Source organism: Paenibacillus sp. FSL H8-0283 (assembly GCF_045040675.1).
GTDB classification, from domain to species: domain Bacteria; phylum Bacillota; class Bacilli; order Paenibacillales; family Paenibacillaceae; genus Paenibacillus; species Paenibacillus amylolyticus.
On sequence record NZ_CP150295.1, the window covers coordinates 7,015,227 to 7,037,538 of the forward strand.

Annotated in this window: 19 protein-coding genes and 1 pseudogene; 6 read left to right on the top strand and 14 right to left on the bottom strand. The window is 43.6% G+C overall.

What is annotated here, in order from left to right; translation table 11 throughout:
* Positions 1–140: 140 nt before the first annotated feature.
* Positions 141–2,264 (bottom strand): 5'-nucleotidase C-terminal domain-containing protein, encoded by a 2,124-nt coding sequence (locus MHI52_RS30735; RefSeq protein ID WP_405158226.1) that lies wholly within the window; start codon positions 2,262–2,264, stop codon positions 141–143.
* 599 nt (positions 2,265–2,863) lie between these two features.
* Here MHI52_RS30735 and MHI52_RS30740 point away from each other — a divergent pair.
* Positions 2,864–3,490 (top strand): hypothetical protein, encoded by a 627-nt coding sequence (locus tag MHI52_RS30740; protein WP_076320161.1) that lies wholly within the window; start codon positions 2,864–2,866, stop codon positions 3,488–3,490.
* A gap of 157 nt (positions 3,491–3,647) precedes the next feature.
* Positions 3,648–4,193 carry a DUF6199 family natural product biosynthesis protein gene (locus MHI52_RS30745; protein ID WP_405158227.1) on the top strand — a complete coding sequence of 182 codons (546 nt, stop codon included), beginning with the start codon at positions 3,648–3,650 and terminating at the stop codon, positions 4,191–4,193.
* A 76-nt stretch (positions 4,194–4,269) separates the two neighbouring features.
* Here the strand turns inward: MHI52_RS30745 and MHI52_RS30750 are convergent, their stop codons facing one another.
* Positions 4,270–4,947, bottom strand: a complete 678-nt coding sequence (locus MHI52_RS30750) for a DNA alkylation repair protein (protein WP_405158228.1) — start codon at positions 4,945–4,947, stop codon at positions 4,270–4,272.
* Positions 4,948–5,162: 215 nt separating this feature from the next.
* On the opposite strand from MHI52_RS30750, the gene MHI52_RS30755 reads away from it, so the two are divergent.
* Both MHI52_RS30755 and MHI52_RS30760 read left to right on the top strand, forming a co-directional pair.
* Positions 5,163–6,137 (top strand): YndJ family transporter, encoded by a 975-nt coding sequence (locus MHI52_RS30755; RefSeq protein ID WP_405158229.1) that lies wholly within the window; start codon positions 5,163–5,165, stop codon positions 6,135–6,137.
* Between the two features lie 91 nt (positions 6,138–6,228).
* Entirely contained in the window at positions 6,229–6,681 is a 453-nt protein-coding gene (locus tag MHI52_RS30760; RefSeq protein WP_405158230.1) for a HEAT repeat domain-containing protein, read from the top strand.
* Between the two features lie 254 nt (positions 6,682–6,935).
* On the opposite strand, the gene MHI52_RS30765 is transcribed toward MHI52_RS30760, so the two are convergent.
* Together MHI52_RS30765 and MHI52_RS30770 are read right to left on the bottom strand one after the other, a co-directional pair.
* Positions 6,936–8,426 (bottom strand): aldehyde dehydrogenase family protein, encoded by a 1,491-nt coding sequence (locus MHI52_RS30765; RefSeq protein ID WP_405158231.1) that lies wholly within the window; start codon positions 8,424–8,426, stop codon positions 6,936–6,938.
* Positions 8,427–8,454: 28 nt separating this feature from the next.
* Complete coding sequence (locus MHI52_RS30770; protein ID WP_405158232.1) at positions 8,455–9,540, bottom strand: 5-methyltetrahydropteroyltriglutamate--homocysteine S-methyltransferase; 1,086 nt, start codon at positions 9,538–9,540, stop codon at positions 8,455–8,457.
* A gap of 276 nt (positions 9,541–9,816) precedes the next feature.
* On the opposite strand from MHI52_RS30770, the gene MHI52_RS30775 reads away from it, so the two are divergent.
* Complete coding sequence (locus MHI52_RS30775; protein WP_405158233.1) at positions 9,817–11,841, top strand: right-handed parallel beta-helix repeat-containing protein; 2,025 nt, start codon at positions 9,817–9,819, stop codon at positions 11,839–11,841.
* A gap of 579 nt (positions 11,842–12,420) precedes the next feature.
* On the opposite strand, the gene MHI52_RS30780 is transcribed toward MHI52_RS30775, so the two are convergent.
* From MHI52_RS30780 to MHI52_RS30815, 8 genes and pseudogenes are all read right to left on the bottom strand, one after another.
* A complete protein-coding gene (locus MHI52_RS30780) occupies positions 12,421–12,786 on the bottom strand; it encodes a cupin domain-containing protein (RefSeq protein WP_026010820.1) in 366 nt (121 codons plus the stop codon).
* 66 nt (positions 12,787–12,852) lie between these two features.
* Positions 12,853–13,833: an ABC transporter substrate-binding protein gene (locus tag MHI52_RS30785; RefSeq protein WP_340983816.1), complete on the bottom strand. Its 981-nt coding sequence runs from the start codon at positions 13,831–13,833 to the stop codon at positions 12,853–12,855.
* A gap of 86 nt (positions 13,834–13,919) precedes the next feature.
* Positions 13,920–14,331, bottom strand: a pseudogene (locus MHI52_RS30790) (helix-turn-helix transcriptional regulator); the annotation flags it as partial.
* Positions 14,332–14,718: 387 nt separating this feature from the next.
* On the bottom strand, positions 14,719–15,198 hold the full coding sequence (gene rlmH / locus MHI52_RS30795) for a 23S rRNA (pseudouridine(1915)-N(3))-methyltransferase RlmH (protein WP_017691463.1): 480 nt from the start codon (positions 15,196–15,198) through the stop codon (positions 14,719–14,721).
* 679 nt (positions 15,199–15,877) lie between these two features.
* Positions 15,878–16,045 (bottom strand): CxxH/CxxC protein, encoded by a 168-nt coding sequence (locus MHI52_RS30800; protein ID WP_017691462.1) that lies wholly within the window; start codon positions 16,043–16,045, stop codon positions 15,878–15,880.
* A 206-nt stretch (positions 16,046–16,251) separates the two neighbouring features.
* Positions 16,252–17,223 carry an MBL fold metallo-hydrolase gene (locus tag MHI52_RS30805; protein ID WP_340983815.1) on the bottom strand — a complete coding sequence of 324 codons (972 nt, stop codon included), beginning with the start codon at positions 17,221–17,223 and terminating at the stop codon, positions 16,252–16,254.
* 374 nt (positions 17,224–17,597) lie between these two features.
* Positions 17,598–18,122, bottom strand: coding sequence for a hypothetical protein (locus MHI52_RS30810; protein WP_051449799.1), 525 nt, complete (start codon positions 18,120–18,122; stop codon positions 17,598–17,600).
* Between the two features lie 299 nt (positions 18,123–18,421).
* Positions 18,422–19,699, bottom strand: coding sequence for a S1C family serine protease (locus MHI52_RS30815; RefSeq protein WP_036611896.1), 1,278 nt, complete (start codon positions 19,697–19,699; stop codon positions 18,422–18,424).
* A 718-nt stretch (positions 19,700–20,417) separates the two neighbouring features.
* Between MHI52_RS30815 and MHI52_RS30820 the strand changes: the two genes are divergently transcribed.
* Entirely contained in the window at positions 20,418–20,630 is a 213-nt protein-coding gene (locus MHI52_RS30820) for a hypothetical protein (protein ID WP_036611899.1), read from the top strand.
* Here MHI52_RS30820 and MHI52_RS30825 read toward each other — a convergent pair.
* Together MHI52_RS30825 and yycI are read right to left on the bottom strand one after the other, a co-directional pair.
* Positions 20,599–21,405 (bottom strand): MBL fold metallo-hydrolase, encoded by an 807-nt coding sequence (locus MHI52_RS30825; protein WP_036611902.1) that lies wholly within the window; start codon positions 21,403–21,405, stop codon positions 20,599–20,601. The two genes, MHI52_RS30820 and MHI52_RS30825, sit on opposite strands and share 32 nt — an antisense overlap.
* A 6-nt stretch (positions 21,406–21,411) precedes the next feature.
* Complete coding sequence (gene yycI, locus MHI52_RS30830) at positions 21,412–22,155, bottom strand: two-component system regulatory protein YycI (RefSeq protein WP_036612041.1); 744 nt, start codon at positions 22,153–22,155, stop codon at positions 21,412–21,414.
* Positions 22,156–22,312: the final 157 nt, after the last annotated feature.

Here is a 22,312-nt window from a genome sequence, read left to right on the forward strand (position 1 = left end):
GGGATATGGCATTCTCCTGGATAAACCCTTTTCACCAATTAAAGAACTACTTGATGAGAGGGTTTATCCGTAGAGGAATGCTCATTCGCCCGATAGGATGTGTTTCTCTGTTTTAATATAAAGTTTGAATAAGTTCTACATTATGAAGCTTTTGCTGCAACAGCTTTTTCAATTAATGCTTTTGCATCGTTAGTAGTCAGACCTAGTTTAGGTTGAAGTGATTTTTTATCTGTTCCAGCAAAAATACCTTTGTCAATCAGTTTTGCCATAGGTTTAATTGCATAAGCAGACACGGATTTACCATCTTCAAAACTAGCAATAATCGTAGCAGCGTCTTTATCAGTCGCTTGATCTTTTACCAATTTAGCAAGAATGGTAGCAGCTTCTTCACGTGTGATATCCCGATCAGGATAGAAGTTTCCACCATAACCTTGAATGAATCCAGCATGCATAGCTTCAGCAATCGCATCTGCATATGCAGTATTAGCCGCAACATCCTTGAATGCAGGTGCTGTAGCTACTTCGTTAAGTTTCAACATGTCGACCAGAGCACTTACAAATTCAGCACGAGAAATGACTTCTGTTGTTACAGGTGTTTCTGTTGGCTCGGTAGATGCAGCCAGGTTTGTGATACGTCCTTCATTTTTAGCTTCGATGCTACCGCCTTTATACGTGTCTACGATGTATTGGTAGAATACATCCAGATCGATAGGACCTGCCAGGGATGATTTAGCATCCAGTAGCACTTTATAGTTATCTCCACCTGCAGCCATAAAGTTGTTAACTACAGCCGTATATGTTTTTGCAGGATCAATCGATGTTCCATCTTCCAGACTAAGACCCGTAACACGTTCTGCGACCGGCTTATTGAAATCTGCAGTGTATTTCAAACCAGAGATTTGGAGTGTTTTGGTATTAGGTGTACCGTCAGCATTGGTACCCCATTGCTGCTGCAACAAGGTTTTAACCTGTTCGCCAGTCAGCTCAAGTTTTACTAGAGTATTACCAAACGGTTGGATTTTGGCAAGATCAGCAAAGGTCACATCGCCTTGTGGCAAATCCGCACGAATACCGCCTGGATTCATAAATGCAAAGTCAGCAGCACTTGCCTCATCCCCAAAGTTTGCTTCACGCATTGAATCTGCAATGAGGTTGCCTAGAGGGGCTTCGTTATTATAAGCATCTGTACGGGTAACAGAACCGTCCGTTGTACCTACTGGCTTCGTCAGCTCAGGATGCTTGTCTAATGATTTTTTAATAATAGCTAAAGATTCAGGGTCTTCTTTTACACCCTCTTGGAAAGTCGTTGTAACAGTCGCTGATTTTTCAGTTACATCCCCGGTAGCAGGGTCAATCATCAGCTTGATATCTTCAAACGCCGTACCATAGGAATAAGCTTGAACGATCAACTTTCCATTCACTTCACCGTTAGCCAAAGCATGATTGTCACCTGCAACGATAACGTCAACAGGGGAGTCCGCTGGTAAAGCTTTTGCCAGATCAGCTGCTTCTCCAGTGGTTACGCCTTCTTTGGTTGTTGCTGGATCATGTGCCAAAACAATGATCGTTTCTACACCTTGGTCTTGCAATTCTTTAGCATATTTATTAACGGCTTCCACTTCTTCTTCTGCGCTTAAGAAACGTACGCCAGCTGTCCCAGATGGAGATACTTTGGCAGGTGTTGATTTCGTCACTAGTCCGATAAATCCAATTTTGACTCCGCCCACTTCTTTAATCACATACGGCTTAATCAATGTTTTTCCTGTGGCAGTTTCAATCACGTTTGCATTGACGTAATCAAATTTTGCACCGGCATGCGTTACCTTACCTTCTTTTGGATCAAGGCCACCAAAGATCTGTGCCTTTAAAGCAGCGACACCTTGGTCGAATTCGTGATTCCCTAAGGACCCTACATCGAAGCCCATCATATTCATCCATTCCATGGTAGGCTCGTCACGATCCAAAGATGAGGCTGGAGCAGATGCACCAACAGAGTCTCCATTATGGAAGAGTAGGGAGTGTTCATATTTGGCTTGAGCTTCTTTGAGATAGGTTGCTAGAATTGGAGCCGTTCCTGCCTTCTTATCACCCACGATTGATGTGGTATCTAACTGACCGTGGAAATCATTGATTCCAATCAAGTGTACTTCTACATCGTTACCTGCGGCAGAGACAGAACCTGCTGCGCCCAATAGTTGCGTGAGTAATAGTGCAGCGGTAGCTACACGCAGTGTGCTTTTACCCAAAACTTTTTTCCAAAACATGAATGAAAAAACCCCTCTCCAATTTTAGATCCTGAGATATTTTACCATAGTTCAATTCATAAAAATCATTAAATATATAAAATGGGTGTAAAAAGTTGAGAGATTGATAGAGGAGATGAATACCTATATCTCGATCTGCACCAAAATTAGTGTTTAGCTTCAATTTATTCAATCGAATAATAGGTTTTTTTCTAGCCCAGGAGACGAGAAGTTATAACGCATTGGTTGTAAGTAATAGATTCAAAATTTCATATAGAAAAATATGGCTTTTATATTTTTTGTTGCTATAATGGAAAATAAAGTATGTATTTTCGCCTGATGATGCAACTCCTCTACTAAAGTACAAGCGTATACTTAGCTTTCCTCTCCTAAAAAACACACATCCCATTACATAATATGTATCAAAGATTTTCACACTTCTATTAAAGGAGGTGACCGTTGGGAGCATTTTAGATCTTGGTTCCCGTTTTACACCAGATGGGGACGTGTTACCTCACCGCTCCTGACTGAATACAACGCAGAAACATGCAATAGCTGTAAGGATTTGTTGTTCTATGCATTTAACTTTAACCATTATAAGAAAAATAGGAGCGTGTCCAATGAACAAACGACTTTTTCCCAGATCTTTTCGAGTTCTTATGGCTTGCTTGTTGATTCTTGCATTTGCCGTACCAGCAACAGCTTCTGCTGGCTATCTTGGAGATAAACTCACGATCGGCCAAAGCATGGCAAAGGGTGACTATCTCACCTCCCAAGATGGCAGGTTCTCAGCCATCTGGCAAAATGACGGGAACTTTGTTATCTATCAAAACGGTTCTTCTCTCTGGAGTAGCGGAACTAGTAACAGTGGGGCTCTTTCGTTCAATTTTGAATCACAGTACGGGAAACCTGTCATGTATAAATATGGCATGAAATATCAAGACGTTTACCAATATGGTTATCGATATGGTTTCAACCCGGCTACAGGTAAATTCGAATATTACACCGGTTGGGGATGGGATAAAGTTTTGATGATTGATACTTCTGTACAGGTAGCTGCTTGGTCTCCCAATACCACCTCATGGATTCCAGGTCATCACGGGAGCAGCTTACCGGCTAACACAACAGGTGACACACTGGTCATGCAAAGTGATGGGAATTTAGTTCTCTATAACACAACCCTGACCAATAGCAATTATCCGAACAGTTGGATTCCTGTCTGGGCTTCCAATACGGGCGGGCATTAAAATTAGATGGAGAGCCGCATGCTGTGTGGCTCTTTTTTTGTTTTCCAAGGAAGTTGATAGATTGCTGATGTGTAGCGATAGATATCTACATACAAGAAACTTTAACAAGTATTTATCGTAGTAAATAGAATAATTAACATATACAGGATGTGATTGTTTGACAGGAATTATAGGTGTTGTAGTCTTAATCATAGGAATAATTATGGCAATTTGGCCTTACTTTGCTTGGTATATACGACTGGGATGGAAGTTTAAAGATGCGGAGCCAAGTGATTTAGCACTAAGTGCCGGACGGATCTCAGGCATTGTCTCGGTGATTGTCGGTTTTATACTGATCGTTTCAAGTTGCTCCACGGGAAGCGGAGCGGACAGCAAATGGGCAGAACAATTTAAAGAGAAACTTGATGCAGGGCAAGTAAAAGAAATCAGTATCGGTATGATTAATCCCACCATATTAAGCGAGGAAGAAAAAAATACGGTTATCCAAATGATACAAGATGCAGAACTTAGACCTTTTGATGCAGGTGATGTGTTTGGATCGAACAATGCTGGAAAAATTACATTTACAGACGAAACGAGCCTAGACATCATTATTTTCGGACCTTCTGGAGGAATCGAATTGCATCCGAAGGCTACTGAGAAGGAGTTTGAGATCATGAGTGAAGAGTTAAAAAATTGGATTGACTCAAATTATAGTGATTAGTAGTGTCATAAAACTTTTGCAATTGCCCTCCAAGCAAAAAGGATCTGGAAGCTTACTTCCAGATCCTTTTTCCATATTAAGGCTTCCAGTTCTTATTTCGTTTGTTAACTTCAATTGCAATGAACTCTGGCAAATAATTAGGAGTACAGCCTTTTGATACCATTTCATCTTTATAAAGACCTGTATTTTCACCAAGTTTAATACAACGCGCACGATACTTTTGATCATAAATGCCTATCCAGCCTGCAATGAAATTCATAGCCCACTGAACTTCCGGCTCTTCCTGCGTAATACTAGCTTCAATTGCAGATAGTAAGTCCTCGGTGTTATTAGGAGGCGTTTGTCCGGTCCATCTCAATCGCGCTTGATAATACCAAAAAGCTCGCCTTTGAAGAGCAGAAGGACTTTTTTCCCATGACTCCATCAATGCAATGGTCTTCTTGTCTTTGGTGAGCTGATTAGCCATTAACCAATCCATTAAGTTATTTCGCTCATCAAAAGTGTGAGTCTGCATATCCTTATCAAACTTATTGAGTAATTTTTGTGAGAGAAGTTTTTTATCCATAATTAAAATAGCTAATAGTCTGGGCAAAAACGCTTCGGTCGACCAAAGTTCCATAGCTAGTTCGTGATCTTTTTTAATATCCTTTGCGATTTTTCGTAATTCGCCTAGCTTAGTTTTACTATTGATCTGTTGTAGAATGTTCCCTGCTTTTGAAGAGTATTTCATTTCTATATTTTTATCCTTATTCATTTGATACCACAGCTCCTTTATGGTGAACGTCTTTGAAGAGCGAAAGGGCTATTTCCCATGACTCCATCAACCGCAGTAAGATACGCTTATTTTCATATATTGACAAATAAATGTGTTAGACTACTGAAAGAAGAATTGCCGAATCTATACTAAAGAAAGCTACACAACTGGATACAGGCAGTTATTACGATAAACGTAGTTAGAAAGGAAACCCCATGAATAGTTCCTTGAAGCAACGAATGAAATCATTATTAGCACCAGTGTTTCCCGGTGGAATCATAACCATTCTGATATTTTCCCTTGATTACTTCCAATTCGAACTTGTTGAAAAATTTCTACTTTTTGCGGCTTTTGTCATTGTACCTCTTGTGATTTTACTTTTGAACCATGATGAAAAGAATAAACATCAACAAATGATTTATGCTGCTATGAAATGGCTTCAATTTCCCGCTGCGCTTCTTACTCTGGCCTCGGTAATGAGTAATAAGATGTGGGGGTTAGAAAGTACGGAAATCCCAGGGATTCTGTCTCTTGGATGGCTACTGTTCACACTGCTGCTTGGCATCTATGGCTTGACCACGATTGTAATCTCTAAAGGAAAAGCAGCTGAAATAGCGATTGGTGCGGGGCTCGTTTATTTTTTTATCGGGGGCATTTGGTTTACCTTATATCAATATCAATTGAACCTGTTCCAAGCTAATCCTTCAACGCACGCGTTAAGCTCGCTCCACTTTCATTTCTCATCTGCGATCGTTCCAATTTTTATTGGTGCACTGGGACGCATCATGACGAAGAAAAGCTGGTATCCTTGGATCGTTGCCATCGATATCATCGGACCAATCTTGATTGCTATTGGTATGATTTTCTCCAAGCCAATTGAATACGTCGGTGTCACTTTGTTCGCCTGTAATATTGTGGTTTACACCGCTTATCTCCTTACTTACTTGAGGAAAAATGCTTTGGATATTAAGGCAGCCTTCTTTTTAGGCCTTTCTTGTCTAGCCTTTTACACGGTTGTTGTCATTTCCATCTTCTATCCGCTACTGAAAAATATGTACTCCTTAACCATACTCGATTTTATTCCCATTTACGGATCTCTGCATGCGTTTGGTTTTGTCTTATGTGGACTAATTGGTTGGGTGTATATGGTGGACTTCATTAAGGAAAAGGCTAACCAATCGGCTTCATAGGAGTAGTTTAGTCAGGTTCGTGCTATAATAGTGATCACATAAATAACATTCATCATTCTGCCGAGATGGCGATGATTAAGGAGATTGAATTTTGACGAACAACCATGATACTGGAGCAGTTAACGAACTACCGGAGAACTTTGAAGAGCTCAAACGAGCGGCTAACCGGACGTCAAGCTGGAGAGAAAGACTGAATGCGGTGAACGAATTGGGGAACTGGGACACAGCCCCTACCATTAAGTTGCTTCAGCATGTTTTGAAAAATGATCAAGTGTTTCAAGTGCGCGAAGCGGCATATCAAAAGCTCAAGCAGTTGGATGAAGATGTACAAATGCCTGCCAAAAACAAAGGTGAGCTGTTTAAAGGTACTAACAAAATTTTGCTACGGATTAAAAAAAGCCTTCCTGAAGGTCACACATTCGAGCAATTCAAGGAAAAACTGCAAAAGACACGTCTGGATATTTATGATACTTACGAGGGCGACAAAGATGCGGAGTTCGACTCCTGGCTCCATGGAATTTGGGAGACACTAGGTAGAAAATAGCCGCCGTTCACCGTATAATAGCTGAGTATCAAGCCACTCCATCAATGGAGTGGCTTCTTTATTTCTTCAGCGTCACCTCCATCAGATGTGGGGTATTTTCTCTCTAAAAAAGTCACCACTGTCAAACAGATCTGACAAAAAAACGCCCTGTCTACTGATTCTTAAAAATCAGTAAACAAAGCGCAAAGTTAGAGCCTACATTCAATTTCACATGTACATTCCCCTGTACGATGCGAAGTGGTGTGCTATAAGATTTACTCTGGTATATAAGGAAGATCCAGTGTCTTTGGAACGTTGATGACATGCTTTTCTGTATAAGTACGGATACCTTCCACGCCGTATTCACGGCCAATACCGGATTGCTTAACCCCACCGAAAGGGAACCGAACGTCGAGCCCCTGCACAGCAGCTGTATTGATCATAGTCGTTCCAGCTTCGAGTTGACGTGCAACGGAGATGGCATCCTCTTCTTTCCCCCACACAGAACTCGTCAATCCATATATACTTTCATTGTGTAGATGAATAACCTGCTCTTCATCGTCAAATGGAAGAATCGGAACCGTAGGACCAAACTGTTCCTCCACTACAATCGGATCATGAACATCGCAACCTAAGACAAGCGTAGGTTGTAGGTAGTAACCTTGTTCAAACAGCTTCTGATCAAGAATTTGACCGAGCGGGATGACCTTAGCCCCACGCTTTTGCGCATCTTCAACCAAACCAAGCACATAATTTTTCTGCTTCAGGTTATTAACCGGACCTACTGTCGTATTTGAATCAAATGGGTCACCAATTCGAATCCAGCGATTAGCCGCCTCTATATATTTTTCCACAAACTCATCATAAATAGAACGGTGTACATACACACGTTTGGCGATCATACAGATCTGGCCTGCTGTCAAGAAATTAGAAATGACAATCCGGCGCATTGCTCGCTCATCATGAACATCAAAGCTTTCCAAGAAGATAGCCGCATCATTACCACCAAGCTCAAGCGTCATATCCTTAATCGTTTCCGACGCAGCTTTAATGATATGCTTAGCTGTTGCGGTTCCACCTGTAAAAGCGATTTTAGTAACAAGAGGATTACTAGTCAGTTCAACGCCCACATCCGCATCACCATGAACGACATTGATTACCCCAGCCGGGAACTCACTCGCAATAATCTCTGCCACCTTCGCTGCCGCCAGTGGCGCATATGGACTTGGTTTAAGCACAATGGTGTTACCCGCAAGTAAGGCAGGAGCGATCTTAATCGTAGATAAAGCAATGGGATAGTTCCATGGACTAATTGCTGCCACCACACCAATGGGATCATAGGAAAGAATCGTTTTACCATTCTCATGCTCTTTGATCTCTTCCTGTAGAGCCGATTTAGCTTCATTACAAGCAAACTCCATCCACATTAACGAAACATAAATTTCACCGTGTGCATCATACAGGGGCTTGCCATGCTCTCTAGACAGCAAATGTACAATTTCATTCTCAGCCGTTCTAATCTTCTCAATCGCCTTGCGCATCATCATAATGCGTTCATCAATGGGGGTCTGCTTCCATGTTTTAAAAGCCCCTGCCGCCGCTTCAATCGCTTCAACCGCTTGTTCTTTCGTAGTGACAGGGAAATAACCTACGATCTCAGTTGGGTTTGTCGGATTCTCTTTTGCTTCCTGCGAAAGGGATTTTACATTTTGACCATTAATGAACGCTTCAACTATAATTGTCTCTTGGTCTGCTTGGATCGTCATTTTGAATCCCCTCCGTTATTTAGATGGATTAATTCCAAACTTCTTCTGCAATTTCCTTCACATAACGAAGTTTACGCCATTGTTGTTCTTCCGTTAAAATATTGCCTTCTTCTGTAGATGAAAAGCCACATTGTGGACTCAAACATAGTTGCTCAAGTGGTACATAGGTTGCCGCCTCTGCAATCCGAGCTTTAATGTGTTCTTTATCCTCTAACTCGCCTGTTTTTGATGTGAGTAAACCAAGCACGATTTTCAAATCTTTTCGATTCACATATTTCAATGGCTCGAAACCACCTGAGCGCTCATCATCAAATTCTAAAAATAATCCATCTACGTTTAAGCCTCCAAAGATAACTTCAGAAGCGTAATCATAACCACCCGTTGAGAAATAGTTCGATTTATAGTTACCACGACAAATATGCATCGTCACCACTAAATCTGCCGGTTTATGAGCCAAGGATTCATTAATCATGCGCTGCATCGTTTTCAACTCTTCCGCCGGTTCCAGACCTTTAGCACGTAGCTTATCGTGACCAGCTTCTGAGAACAGGTCTGCCCAAGCTGTATCATCTAATTGCAGGTATCGACAACCCGCATCATAGAAGGCTTGAATTGCTTTTTGATACGCCGCAATCGTATCCTGAAGGAATTGCTCTCGGTCCGTATAGATGTTAGCGTCATTCTCCAATCGATATAGAAGCATGTTGGGACTTGGAATGGTCTGTTTCGCCACAGCGTCACCTGCATGCTTTTTCAAAAACTCAAAATCCTGAACAAAGGGATGACTCGAGAAATCAACTTTACCAACAACACGAATCCCGCCCTTGCGCGTTTGCATATTATGGAATTTCGGTCCGTCTATTTGCTCATACAACTCTACGCCATCCAAGCCGCCCAGAAAATCAAAATGCCACCAGCTTCTGCGGAATTCACCATCCGTAACTGCCAATACGCCATTTTCCTTTTGCTTTTCAATAATTCGAATAATCTCTTTATCTTCCACAGCTCTTAATTCCTCATATGTGATGTTGCCTGATTTATATTGTTCACGTGCCTGACTTAAATCTGCAGGACGTAGAAAGCTACCTACATGATCATTACGAAATGGTATCATAACTATTTCTCCTTCTAACTTTTTAGTCTAATGAGTATAGCATGATGGAAAGGAATGCTTGTTATATGAAAAAAGCATGGCTAGTCATAGCTTTTAACAATAGCTAGAAGACTTTAATACGCAAAAATCCACAACTTCATAGGGTAGTGGATGTGGTTTTACCTTTTATCAATATCAATTCAGGCTAACATACACCTTCCTATCTCTGCCATTATAATTATTTTCTAGTATAATAACGGGATACAACAATAATTTTAAAATAGAAGGAGAGTTGTTATGGAATATCATGTATCCATACATGGGAATGATCAAGGAAAAGGAACAGCGGATCAACCCCTTCGTACCATATCACGCGCTGCGGCTTATGCCATGGCTGGTGATACAGTTATTGTTCATGCTGGAGTATACAGGGAATGGGTTAACCCGGCTAATGGAGGAACAGCGGAGCATAGAATCGTATATCGATCCGCAGGAGACGGGGAAGTCGTGATTACAGGAGCTGAGCGGATTGCCAACTGGAAGTCCGAAGGAAACCATGTCTGGAGCACAGAAGTGCTCAATTCCCTCTTTTCCATTCGCAATCCCTATGAGGTAGAGCTCAGTGGAGACTGGTTGTTTGACGGGCCCTTCCCAATTCATCTCGGCGATGTCTATTTGGATGGCAAATCATTGTATGAATGCGATAATATTGAAAGCGTTCACAACCCTGAAGTTTGGTCCGAAGCCAAGTATCCCAAGGATTCATTGTTAAAATGGTATGCCGAGGTTGATTCTACAACAACAAAAATCTGGGCCAACTTTGGTGGAAAAGATCCTTGTAAGGAAAATGTAGAAATTAATGTACGTCCTTATTGCTTCTGGCCTGAGAAACCGGGAATTAACTTCATCACCGTAAGCGGTTTCACTCTTCGTCAAGCCTCCCCCCAATGGGCACCGCCTACAGACTACCAGGAAGGTTTGATTGGACCTCACTGGAGCAAGGGCTGGATTATTGAGAACAATATAATCAGTGAATCCAAATGCGTTGGTATTAGCCTGGGTACCGAAATCGGTACAGGTCACACCAAGTCTTTGGAGAAGCATAGTAAAGGCGGTACTCAACGTGAGCAGGAGGTCATTTTACAAGCATTACGCTCCGGCTGGCATAAAGATAACATCGGCAGTCACACAGTTCGAGGTAATGTGATTCATGATTGTGAACAGGCAGGTATTGTGGGTCATATGGGAGCAGCCTTCAGCCACATATATCAGAACCGTATTTATAATATTCACCACAAACGACTCAGACACGGTGCCGAAGTTGCTGGAATTAAGCTTCATGCTTCCCTGGATACTCAAATTAGCGAAAATATAATGTATAGCTGTTACCGTGCGCTTTGGCTGGACTGGCAGGCACAGGGCACTCGCATCAGCCGTAATGTATTTTTTGACAATCTTTCGGAAGACCTCTTCGTTGAGGTTTGCCATGGTCCATATATGGTCGATCACAATCTATTTCTCTCTCCGATGAATTTCAGAAATATGGCTCAGGGCGGGGCATTTGCTCATAATTTGTTTGCAGGCCGATTTGTAGTTCGTTCCGAAATTACTCGTATTACGCCATATCACTTCCCTCACGAGACGGCCATGGCCGGATACTCCAATATCACTGGAGGGGATGACAGGTACTACAACAATATCTTTATAGGTGACAACGATCCTAATAAGGAGCCTGTGCCCATCACCTTTTTTGAGCATCTTCCACTTAAACCAAGAGATGAAGTTGGAGCGGACGGGAAGACAGTCATGGATGGTGTTCCGGACAATTCCATATGTTATCTGCATGCTGTGGGACTTGGCGGCTACGATCAACATCCGGATGTGAAAGATAAGAAATGGTGGGAATACACCAAAGAGGAGCTTCTTGAGCTTGGCGATGCGGCGAAGGATTTCTTTATAGGCAATGCCGTTCTTCCGGTGGCTACGGGTGGCAATGTATTTCTTAACGATGCGGTTCCAAGTCGTCACGAATCGGATGCGAAGATCTATTCACAGAAGAGTATAAACGTTGAAATTGATCCTGCACTAGGCAAAGTGCACATTCAGATCCATGATCCCGAATTGCTTCAGGCAACCTCTGCAATGTTAGTTACCACGGATCTGCTTGGAAAGACTTATCACGCCGATATGAAGTATGAGGAACCGGACAGTAGTCCATATCATTTTGACTCCGATTTCTTCGGAACAAAGAGACCCGATGCAGATGTCACAGCTGGTCCGTTTGAGTTAAGCGAGAAGGGTACGATTGATTTTGAAATTTAGTTTGTCTTTGAAGGTCCAGTTACTTTAGGTGACTGGGTCTTTTTGTGTGTAAAGCCTCTATTCCGCTAATCGGGATAAAGGTTTTTAATTGGCGAACGATGCTCTTTTTTCTTTAGGGTGAGCTTTGTTTTCATCAAAAAATTTTCGCTCTATAAATGTTACGGTTCACCGTAACATTTATAGAGCGAAATGAAGGACACCCTGATTGGGTGCCCTTCATTGTAGAGACAAGGGCTAAAAATGGAATTTCCACTGAGCAAGATCGACCAATCTGACAGTCTTAGGATCGTAAACTACATTAGTAATCGAGCCATCCCAAATATGTTTTACCGCTTCATCAATCACATGAATTGGCACAAGGAACCATTCTTGTGACCGTACAGGGTGGCCGAAGTGTCATGGATAGTGAGGTCGTGCTAGCCCAGACTCGGTACACTCCGTATCACAAAACATTCAGGTAAGTGGATAGCCCAATTTTCTGCCAAGAATCCCAGTCACGTTAGTGACCTTGCGGCTTTAGCCGTGGGAATGTCAAGTGAACCATTTTCTCATACATTGAGATCGTACTAGTAACAAACACTAGATCCAAGTATCATTGGCTGCAGTTAATTCGGACTCAGTACCGTCATTGTTTACTATGCTTCTAGGCTCCACCAACATGATATGGCATTCCTTTTCGGCGGAAGGCTTCATCTCGATCCCCTTCGGGAGAACAATCATCTCACCCTTGGAGATTTTAACCTGACCGTCACGAAAATCAATGATCATCTCCCCTTCGATCACCATAAATACCTTATCGGTCTCTTCATGACTATGCCATTCAAACTCCCCGGCAATCTTAATGAGTTTAAATTGATAGTCATTCATTTCACCAATGACTTTCAGAGACCAAAGATCGTTAAGTTCAGATAGTTTCTCATTTAGATTAATCGCTTGGTAATGGATAGTAATCACTCCTTATTTTTTGACCTTCAAGTTACTTACAGTGAATAGGCAAGAGCTAACCATTATCTACTTACGCAAGGCAGTTAATATATTTTGCATAGCATATTCAGTAGCTAATGGCCCACCAGTAATAGCAGAATTATCCATTAAATAGACATTGCCTTTCTTTACGGCATTCATAGCATTCCATACATTACTTTGTTTTAAGCCATTCATTAATTGTTCCTCTTTTGTAATGTCACCTATAAGGAAAATATGGTCTGCTTGAATAGTTGACATTCCTTCAAACGTAGTAAATTCATTATTAGCACCTGTATATGTATCATCTGGTGTAAGCCCCAGTCCCTTTTCTTTATCAAACGCAATTTTATAGACCGGATTTCCTTCACCTAGAACATTAAAAGTTTTTCCATCCCAAGACAATATAAGTGCTACTGTCTCTCCTTCCATCGACTTTAATACTTCACGCCCAGTTGTGATTTCTTTCATCATTTTATCAATTACTTTCTCTGCTTCGTCTTCTTTACCAATAATCTCGGCTACTGTACGGAGTCCATATTGCCAATCTTCATAGATGTCCTTGTATTTTAACGTAATGACTGGCGCAATTTTATCTAGTGAATCATACACTGCTTCATGATGCTCTGTTGCTAAAATAAAATCAGGGTTAATAGATAAAACTTTTTCAATACTAGGAGACACTTTATCGCCTAATTCTTCAGCTGAATCCAGCTTTCCTTTTAAATAAGATAAAGAAGATAGATACTCTTTTTCAGTCGAAGCAGCAGGTGGTTCACCTAATGCAACTAATATTTCAGGATAAAAATACCATAGTGAGGCTATCTTTTCTGGTTTTTTCTTGATAACAATTTCTTTACCTAAGGCATCCTTAAATGTTCTCGGCCAATCAGTTGCATCTAAATTAACTGCTGATGTAGATACGCCTTTTTTAGTTGATCCTTTATTTTCAGCAGGTGCTTCATTACAACCTGCTAGTATGCCTGCTAATAATAGCATTGAGACTAGCAGTCCTTTAATCTTCTGCATACGAAATTCCTCCAACATAATGGTTTCTTTAGTTAACCATTATTATAGTAAAGTAATTTTTAGATTAGAATGGATGCATGTTGAAATTAGCATGGATTATTGATGAACTTCTCTCGATATTCAGTAGGAGAAATGCCACATTGTTTCTTGAACCACTCTACTAAAATAAAAGGGGTCAGCCATTCCAACCGTTTGCGCAATTTGTTGTACAGGCGCATCACTCGTAAATAGCATTTCTTGCGCCGCATTTATACGATATTTTAATAAATATTCTGCTGGTCCCATACCTGCATGTCTTCTAAATATGTAAGAAAGTCGATTTCGATTAACGTTATGTTGTTCTGCAAGCGATGCGATTGTAAGGCTTTGATAATAATATTCATGAATATAATTAGTTACCCGTTCGAATAAAGTATGCGATTCACAACTATTTTGCCTATTATCAACACATACTAAGGCTTCATTCAGCACGTCACGAAATAGCATAAGGTTTTGATATCGATGACTTGTAGTAATCTTGTTGGCATCAGCGAATATTTTTGGAAAAAGTGGCGGCAGGGTCAATCCAATGCCAACTACATTTTGCTTCAACCCTGCCAGAGTTGAACGGGGAGGCTAGAAACAGGGTCGATCGTGCCCCCCTGCCGCACAGAGCATGGCATATTGCAGTAGCTAAGGAATTAAGAATTCTGGTTATACTATTGATATGAATATGGTGTTATAAGTGCAATTATCTACCTGAAGCATTCCGAGAAATTAATGCTTATTCACAAAAATATTAAAAAAAGGCTACAGTCGTTATACGACTGTAGCCACTACTTAATTTTGAACCAAGACTACATAGCTTTGGCTCATTGTTTTAATGTGACCATTACCGCTTTACCACTATTTATGATACGGTTCCCCCCGATTTATCTTCACCGCGCGATAAATCTGCTCTACCAGTACCAGCCGCATAAGCTGATGCGGCAGGGTCATGCGCCCAAAGCTCAAGCGCTGCTTCGCGCGGCGCAACACCTCATCGGAGAGCCCGTGGCTTCCTCCGATGACAAACACGACATGGCTCGTCCCATACGTGCCGAGCTTGTCGATCTCCAATGCCAGCTCCTCGGAACTCCAGAGCTGGCCATCCAACGCGAGCGCGACAACATGCGCCTCGCTCTTCACATGCGCGAGGATGCGTTCGCCCTCCCGCTCTTTTACCGCCCGAACCTCAGCTTCGCTCAGGGTATCGGGCGCCTTTTCGTCTGCGACCTCGATCATCTGAAACTTGATGTACGGGGCGAGCCGCTTGGCATATTCCTGAATGCCCAGCGTCAGATATTTTTCCTTCAATTTGCCTACGCCAATAATCTGAATAAACATGAAATTCATTCCTCCTAAATTGTCTTGCGAGATATTCTATAAGTAAGATGCTTCATCGCATCGTTCGTTCCAACTGTATTATACCTATACTACACATTTCTCCAAACTCTAACGAACTCCACACACCTTAATCAGCCCCATCTCGGCTACTTTAAAATTTAACGAATCTGAAACACGCTATTCCGCACCAACCGAGCACTCCCCACCACTTTCGAGGCCTTTTCAGTAATATAACGTGTCTACGATTCGTTAGATTTCAACCAGGCGGTCTTTTCCCCGAATAAGGCTTCTCCGGTTCGTTAGAGCTACTCAGCCAGCCAAGCCTCCATCCCTACCCACGTCGCTGTTACCCAACGTCACTTTTCTCCCATGCTCGGGCTTACTTTTCTATTACCTACACACCTCGCACCGCTGCTACAACCTGAGCTCCCTCCCAAATCGGAACTCGGCACCTACCTACCTTAATCTTCTCTTACTCTCGCCTACTCCCACGTCAGCCCCTACGACCTTCGCCGCAGTTCCACGCTACCTACTAACCACACCAATTCCCCACACAAAGACAAAAAGAGCGCTCATCACGCTCTCCTTGGCTTCTTGCTGTGATGTTCATACCGGATGGAAAGTCAGCCCGAAGCGCCACCTTAAGTCACGCCTCCGGCCATCTAAGTCCTACAGTACGCTAAACGACGAGAAATTCCGCATGCTGTTCGCACTCGGCGCATTTCGCAGGCGGGTCCCAGTCGGCAAATTCCGTCTCCTTCAGATCAACGATATCTGGAGCGTCCTCATACTCATCGACAAACATGTCGATGGCAATGTCCACGTGTTCTTTGCATACAACGTACATCCGTTAAGCATCCTTTCTGTAACCAGCTATGTTCCCGATTCACAACCGCGTATCCCATTACAGGATAGCCACTTCTCAGTTCTATCACACCTGCCGCCGAAAAGAAACCCCTACACGCCTAATGACAGCAAAAACATCCCTCCCACTTAACAGGATAAGGATGTTTGCCTTTTACTTATACCGTTTCTAGAATTCCATCGTTATACTTAAGGCCAAGAAATTTCGCCTTTAATTACCTGAGCGCTCGTCTCCAGATCGCCTGTATTCGTAAAGTCCGGATATGCTTTTTCCATGGCTGCAATCAGTTCTTTTGAATCTTTGGCTTTCTCTGCCTCTGCTTCAAATTTAGCAATATAATCACGAGTGAATGTAACACTTGATATATCCCCGGCACTGGTACCCAGGTAATGACCTGGAATCACTCGCTCTGGATTCAATGCAATAATTTGGTCTAGCAATTGGCGCCAGTAGTCACGGCTCTCTGGCGTTTGGTTATCTGCAATCCAAACGTGCGAATTTTCGTAGACAGGAACGCCACCCAAAACAGTTTTAATGGAAGGAATCCACAGGAACGTATGGGACGGATCGGAACCATCTAAACCGATAATCTCTACGGCTTCTCCATCTACAGTCAATTGAGCACCGTCAAGGACGTTCGGAACAATCTGAGCAGTTGGTGCATTTTCTTTCAAAATCGGATTCCAATATTCATTCTTCACTTGAATTGTTTCCTTGATTCCTTCCACCGTTGCTGGAGTCGCAACGATATTTGCATCAGGGAACGCCTCACGGATTACCGATAGACCGAAGTAGTAGTCCGGGTCCTTGTGGCTGATATATACGGTGGTCAGTTTTTTACCCGTATCTTTAATCATTTTGACCAATTGCTCGGCATCATTCTTTTGGAACTGCGCATCAACAAGCACGACTTCAGTTGGACCTTCAATCAGGTTTGATGAAACGCCAAAAATGCTGTTTTCCCCAGGATTATAGGTAGTCACTTTCAGCTCCACCGCTGGTGTGTTTGTTTCCTCGCTCTTTGTATTTCCAGCACTAGCAGCATTGGATGAAGAGTCTTCCGCATTTTCGGTTTTACTTGCTGTACCCGCACAAGCACTCAGAATTAACATGAAACATAGAACGAGCATAACGCCCATTGATGATTTTTTAATAAACATTTAATTGATCTCCCTCTCTTTATGTCGCTGCCATTCATCCATATCAATGCATCTAGCAGCCAATTCCGTTGATTTTTTAAACCATCCTATAGTCTGGTTATACAATTGCTTCGACTGAATCCCCCTTCAAATCGTTATATGTAACTAATACAGTTACAACTTCTATAATGTAATTATTATAGTTACAACTAACTGCGAATGTCAAGTTATTAATTCAAAAAATCTACTTCTAATAACTTTTCCGCCACTCACAAACTTTATAAAAACAACAAAAAGACCAACCAGAATTTTCTGATTGGCCCCCATTTAACTTCCCCTAACCCTGTAATACGCTTTACTCCAAAGATTCAGACTCTTCATGTCCAATACTAATATCACTTCAATCCCGACTGCGCCTTCGTCAACAGCTTCCCGCCTTGAAAAGCAATAACCGCATTGGCACCATTGCCGGCTGTGCCTTTATAGTTGTACACCACCATATTCTCCGCTTCACTCAGCGCTTCACCTTCGCCGCCGAGGATCTCAATGACATCTCCTACCGACATGCCAACCTCAAGCTTCTCATACTGGGCAAAGGTAATCAGCACCCCGTCGCCTTTCCCGGCCGATCCGTTGTTTCCCGATGTTACAGGCGTTTGACCACCAGCCTCACCTACCGCAATCACACTTGTACTCAACTCATTCAACTTGGTCTCAAGTGCTGCGATCTTTTGCTCCTGCTCAACGCTCTTGGCTCCTTGCTCCACCAGTTTCTTCTCAAGCCCTGCAATCTTCTCTTGCAGAGCACTTGTATCTACAGATGCTCCTGTCGTAGCTACCTCAGATCCACAGGCCGACAGCACAAACAGCGACAGCGCCAAGCTCGTTCCCCCAAGCATCTTTTTCTTCAAATGTTTCATTAGAAATACCCCTTCCATTCGGAAATAAAATCAGATCGACAAACAGATGTTATTGCATCAGCGACCGTCTCCAACATATTGACAACAGTTTACCACAGCCCTAGTCTTATGTATCTGCTCCTTTGGCTCCGGGTCTAACTGATCATGAGAATATAAAAATGGTTGATCTACTCATTTACTGTCGAACGAGCACATTCACCCATAACAACTAAAAAAGAGTGGTCAGTTGATCTGATCACTCTTCTAGCATTCCCTATTTCAATCCACGCAACAGTATGGGCTCACTCGTTGATCTTCCCTTACTCCGGTTTATCCGTCAGCTTCACCGATACTTTCTCCGCTTTGCCATCCCGGTAGAAGGTTACTTCGATGGTATCCCCAATCTTCTTCTCATCGTACAGATACTTCCGCAGATCCAGCGTGGAGGTAATTTTTTGCCCGTCAAATTCCGTAATGACATCATTCAGCTTCATACCTGCTTCGGATGCCGGACCGGATGCTTCCAACACAACCACGCCGCTGTCCACGTGAGATGGCAGCTTCAGATCTTTGCGCTGCTCGTCATCCAGTGGGGCATAAGGGTTGCTCAGATCGACCGTGTACACGCCCAGGTATGGACGAGATACTTTGCCGTTCAGTAGCAGGGAATCTACCGTTTTCATTACTTCGTTCATCGGAATGGCGAAGCCTAGACCTTCAACACCCGTATCCGAGATCTTCATCGTGTTGATGCCGACCACTTTGCCGTTCAGATCGACCAAAGCACCGCCGCTATTACCTTCATTAATCGCTGCATCCGTCTGGATCACGTTTTGCTCCCAGTCGTACACTCCGTCCTGATTAATCGATACAGGTAGAATACGATCCGTGTAACTCACAATTCCGGATGTCAGCGTGCCGCCCAGACCGAGCGGGTTCCCAATCGCCAGCACCGTTTGACCACGCTGAAGTTTGCTGGAATCGCCGATCTCCGCCACTGCACCCAGCCCTTTGTCTTCTGCGGATAGTACCGCAATGTCGCTTACCCGGTCTTTACCAACCAGCTTCGCTTTGTGTGTCTCCCCATCTACGGTTACAATCTCCAGATCACTCGCGCCCTCCACGACGTGGTGGTTGGTCATAATATATGCCTTGCCATCTTCCTTCTTGAAAATGACCCCTGAGCCCAGCGCCGAATCTTCCATCGATAGACTGCTACCCGTTTTATGGTTCACAATGCTCACCACGGAAGGACGAACATGGGCTGCTGCTTGGATAATCCGGTCGTATGGATCAGCTGCCTGCGCTGTCTGTGCACCGCCTCCACCACCATTACCTGTAGCATTAGCCAGCGGTAACGAAGCAGGCTGTGTGATGAAGCTAAACAGCATGACGGTCACGATGGAGCTGATCACCGAGCTAATCACAGCTACCTTCACTGTGGAACTGATTCCCGTACGCGATCTGCGCGGATTGCTCCAGCGGTCACGTCCACGTGCTCTGCCTCCAGGGCGGATGATCTGAAGTTTGCCTTTCTGTTCAGGTTCGGCGCGTCTTGATACTTTGGTTGAATAAAAATCGTCTCCAAACAATCCCATCGTGATCCTCTCCCCTTCGTTGTCACGCATCAAGACCCTGACTGCCGCCTAAGTTGTCGCATGGTTCAACGATGGAGTTCTCACATACACCACTCCGCCAACAGACGAACCTTCCGATCGCTGTTACTCACAAATTTTTTTGATCCCCTCTTCCAAGGTAAAAATTTGTTCCTAAAGGCGAACACTCTGTTTCTTCAGGTTTCTTCTGTCGTCTTCGTTACGTGAAGACCCCAACGGTTTCCCATGCTTTTTTGCATTTTTTTATAAAATGGTCTTGCATATCGCCGCATCCCGGCATCAAATCAAGATACAGCGTCTATGTACAACAGAACGGACACGCCATTCTGTCAGTGACTCTATCAATCATGCTCTCGCATTCTATGACATGCCATTTCACACGCAAAACAGCCAAAATCACAATGCTCCTCATATACTAAACACGTCAAATCACAAAAAGTTGCATATTTACGAAAATTAAAGCAAATTTCCGCTATAACGCGCTTAACAATAAAGGTCCATAGTATCTATCACCACAAAATCCGGTCCGCTAAGCGCCATTTTGGCAAATTTGAAGAACTTTTTCACCCCTGCATAGTCACAGGTTCAGCATACACGTCTCATCACACAAATGTTAGCGGCAAAAAGAGGAATGTTTTCCATCAAGCCTGACTACAATAATAGTAAAAGACAATTCGAAGCTTAATAGAGGAGGATATATATGGATCGCACACGTACACTTACAGCCATGGATGAAGTTCATATGGCGGCCAAGCTGGCCGATCTCAAGGAAGAACACTATCGCAATACCCTTGCACTCAGCACCATCATTGAACTACTTATTGATAAAGGCATCCTAACCCGCGAGGAAGTTGAGCGCAAAGCCGCCGAACTGGACAGCTTTATGGCTCACCCACCCTATCCCATGGCGTAGGACGATCGTAATACGTATCACAGAGTTTGAACTCATGATCCCGATAAAAACATCCACGGCTCTCCATCGCGTCGCGCACCGACATTTTTGCCAAGTCCATCATATTATGATCTCGGCTAAGATGTGCCAAATACGTGCGCTTGATGCGTCCGTTCATCAGTTCACTAAGCGCTGCCCCTGCCGCTTCGTTCGACAAATGCCCAATGTCGCTCAAAATCCGGCGCTTGGTGTTCCATGGATAACGTCCCATACGCAGTAATTCGACATCATGATTCGCCTCCAGCACCAGCACGTCAGAATCGGAAATCGCTTCACGAACCTTGTCGCTCATGTACCCAAGATCCGTTGCAACAGACAGCTTCTCCGTACCATCATCGAATGTGTAGCCTACCGGCTCAGCCGCATCATGCGAGATCCCGAAGGATTCCACGCGCAGTGACCCAAAATCATGCTTTTCACCCGTCTCAAATACCCTCCGGTTTTCCTCTGGAATCGCCCCAACCGACTTCTCCAGTGCCGCCCACGTATTCAGATTCGCGTAGATTGGTAAATTATATTTCCGAGACATCGCGCCTAGTCCTTTAATGTGATCGGAATGTTCATGTGTAACCAGAATCCCGTCCAATTCTGCCCCAGAAATCTCCCTTTCCTGAAACAGTGCATCCAATCGCTTCGCACTAAGACCCGCATCAATCATGAGAGAGGTACCCCCATGTTGTATGACTGTGGCATTACCTGTCGAACCGCTGGATAACACGGTAAAATATATCCCCATAACGCATTACTCCCCTGGTTTGTCTGTCTTGGGACTGAATACATCCCCACTGATGCCCTGCACGTACAACACTTCGCCACTTTCCAGCACGAACCGCCATGCCGGCATCGCTACCTGTATATCTGAATTGAACAACTGGCCGTAATAGCCCAGCTGAATATCTTTGACAATTGCATCATTTGGCAAAAAGTTCTCGATCAGCGTTCCCAGCGCCTTCGACGCCGGAAGCACCTGCTGATCGCTCTCCTCTGCGGTTGTAATCCGCACTGGAGTTTGACGGTAACCCGTTATTTTCTGGTCGCTGTAGAATAGCTCCAGACTCACATTGAAGAGCGGCCATTTGCCATCGACCAGTGGGTGAAGCACAAAAGCCCCATCCTCGGCCATCAGCTGATCCAGCCGGTATGTCCCGATCTGTGGAATCTCACGCTCTAATGCATCTTCCAGCTCACTTTGAGAGAAGATTAACTTGCTATCTACAGGCTGTTCCAGTTCCATATCCACGCCAGCCTTGTCCTCTTCAATGAACTCATAGGACAACTTCGGCAGCTTTGGCGTTTCATTTGGAATCGGAGCCAGCACCTGAATGCCCTTCTCTTCCATCGCCTGCTGTGTATTATCTGCCAGTGAGGTGAAGTCCAGATTGGCTCCGGCCGTCTCCCGCGCATCCATCCAGATCTGGTATCCCAGCACCAGATTGAGCAGCAGAAAGGCATAGATCAACACATTTTTTGCCCGTCCCCAATCCAAAACATTCACCTCCGTCCATTTGATAAAAGCAACTAATATCACACTGGCCCACTCCGCGGTCAGAACAACCTTCCGATCGCTGTTATCCCCAGATTTCTTGATTCCCTTTTCCTAAGGGAGAAATCCGGCGATAAAGGCGAACGCTTCGCTTCTCCAG

Coding starts and splice junctions, on each gene's coding strand:
- MHI52_RS30735 (WP_405158226.1), bottom strand. CDS start 2,264: ATGTTTTGGAAAAAAGTTTTGGGTAAAAGCACACTGCGTGTAGCTACC.
- MHI52_RS30740 (WP_076320161.1), top strand. CDS start 2,864: ATGAACAAACGACTTTTTCCCAGATCTTTTCGAGTTCTTATGGCTTGC.
- MHI52_RS30750 (WP_405158228.1), bottom strand. CDS start 4,947: ATGAATAAGGATAAAAATATAGAAATGAAATACTCTTCAAAAGCAGGG.
- MHI52_RS30755 (WP_405158229.1), top strand. CDS start 5,163: ATGAATAGTTCCTTGAAGCAACGAATGAAATCATTATTAGCACCAGTG.
- MHI52_RS30765 (WP_405158231.1), bottom strand. CDS start 8,426: ATGACGATCCAAGCAGACCAAGAGACAATTATAGTTGAAGCGTTCATT.
- MHI52_RS30770 (WP_405158232.1), bottom strand. CDS start 9,540: ATGATACCATTTCGTAATGATCATGTAGGTAGCTTTCTACGTCCTGCA.
- MHI52_RS30775 (WP_405158233.1), top strand. CDS start 9,817: ATGGAATATCATGTATCCATACATGGGAATGATCAAGGAAAAGGAACA.
- MHI52_RS30785 (WP_340983816.1), bottom strand. CDS start 13,833: ATGCAGAAGATTAAAGGACTGCTAGTCTCAATGCTATTATTAGCAGGC.
- rlmH (WP_017691463.1), bottom strand. CDS start 15,198: ATGTTTATTCAGATTATTGGCGTAGGCAAATTGAAGGAAAAATATCTG.
- MHI52_RS30800 (WP_017691462.1), bottom strand. CDS start 16,045: ATGTACGTTGTATGCAAAGAACACGTGGACATTGCCATCGACATGTTT.
- MHI52_RS30805 (WP_340983815.1), bottom strand. CDS start 17,223: ATGTTTATTAAAAAATCATCAATGGGCGTTATGCTCGTTCTATGTTTC.
- MHI52_RS30810 (WP_051449799.1), bottom strand. CDS start 18,122: ATGAAACATTTGAAGAAAAAGATGCTTGGGGGAACGAGCTTGGCGCTG.
- MHI52_RS30815 (WP_036611896.1), bottom strand. CDS start 19,699: ATGGGATTGTTTGGAGACGATTTTTATTCAACCAAAGTATCAAGACGC.
- MHI52_RS30820 (WP_036611899.1), top strand. CDS start 20,418: ATGGATCGCACACGTACACTTACAGCCATGGATGAAGTTCATATGGCG.
- MHI52_RS30825 (WP_036611902.1), bottom strand. CDS start 21,405: ATGGGGATATATTTTACCGTGTTATCCAGCGGTTCGACAGGTAATGCC.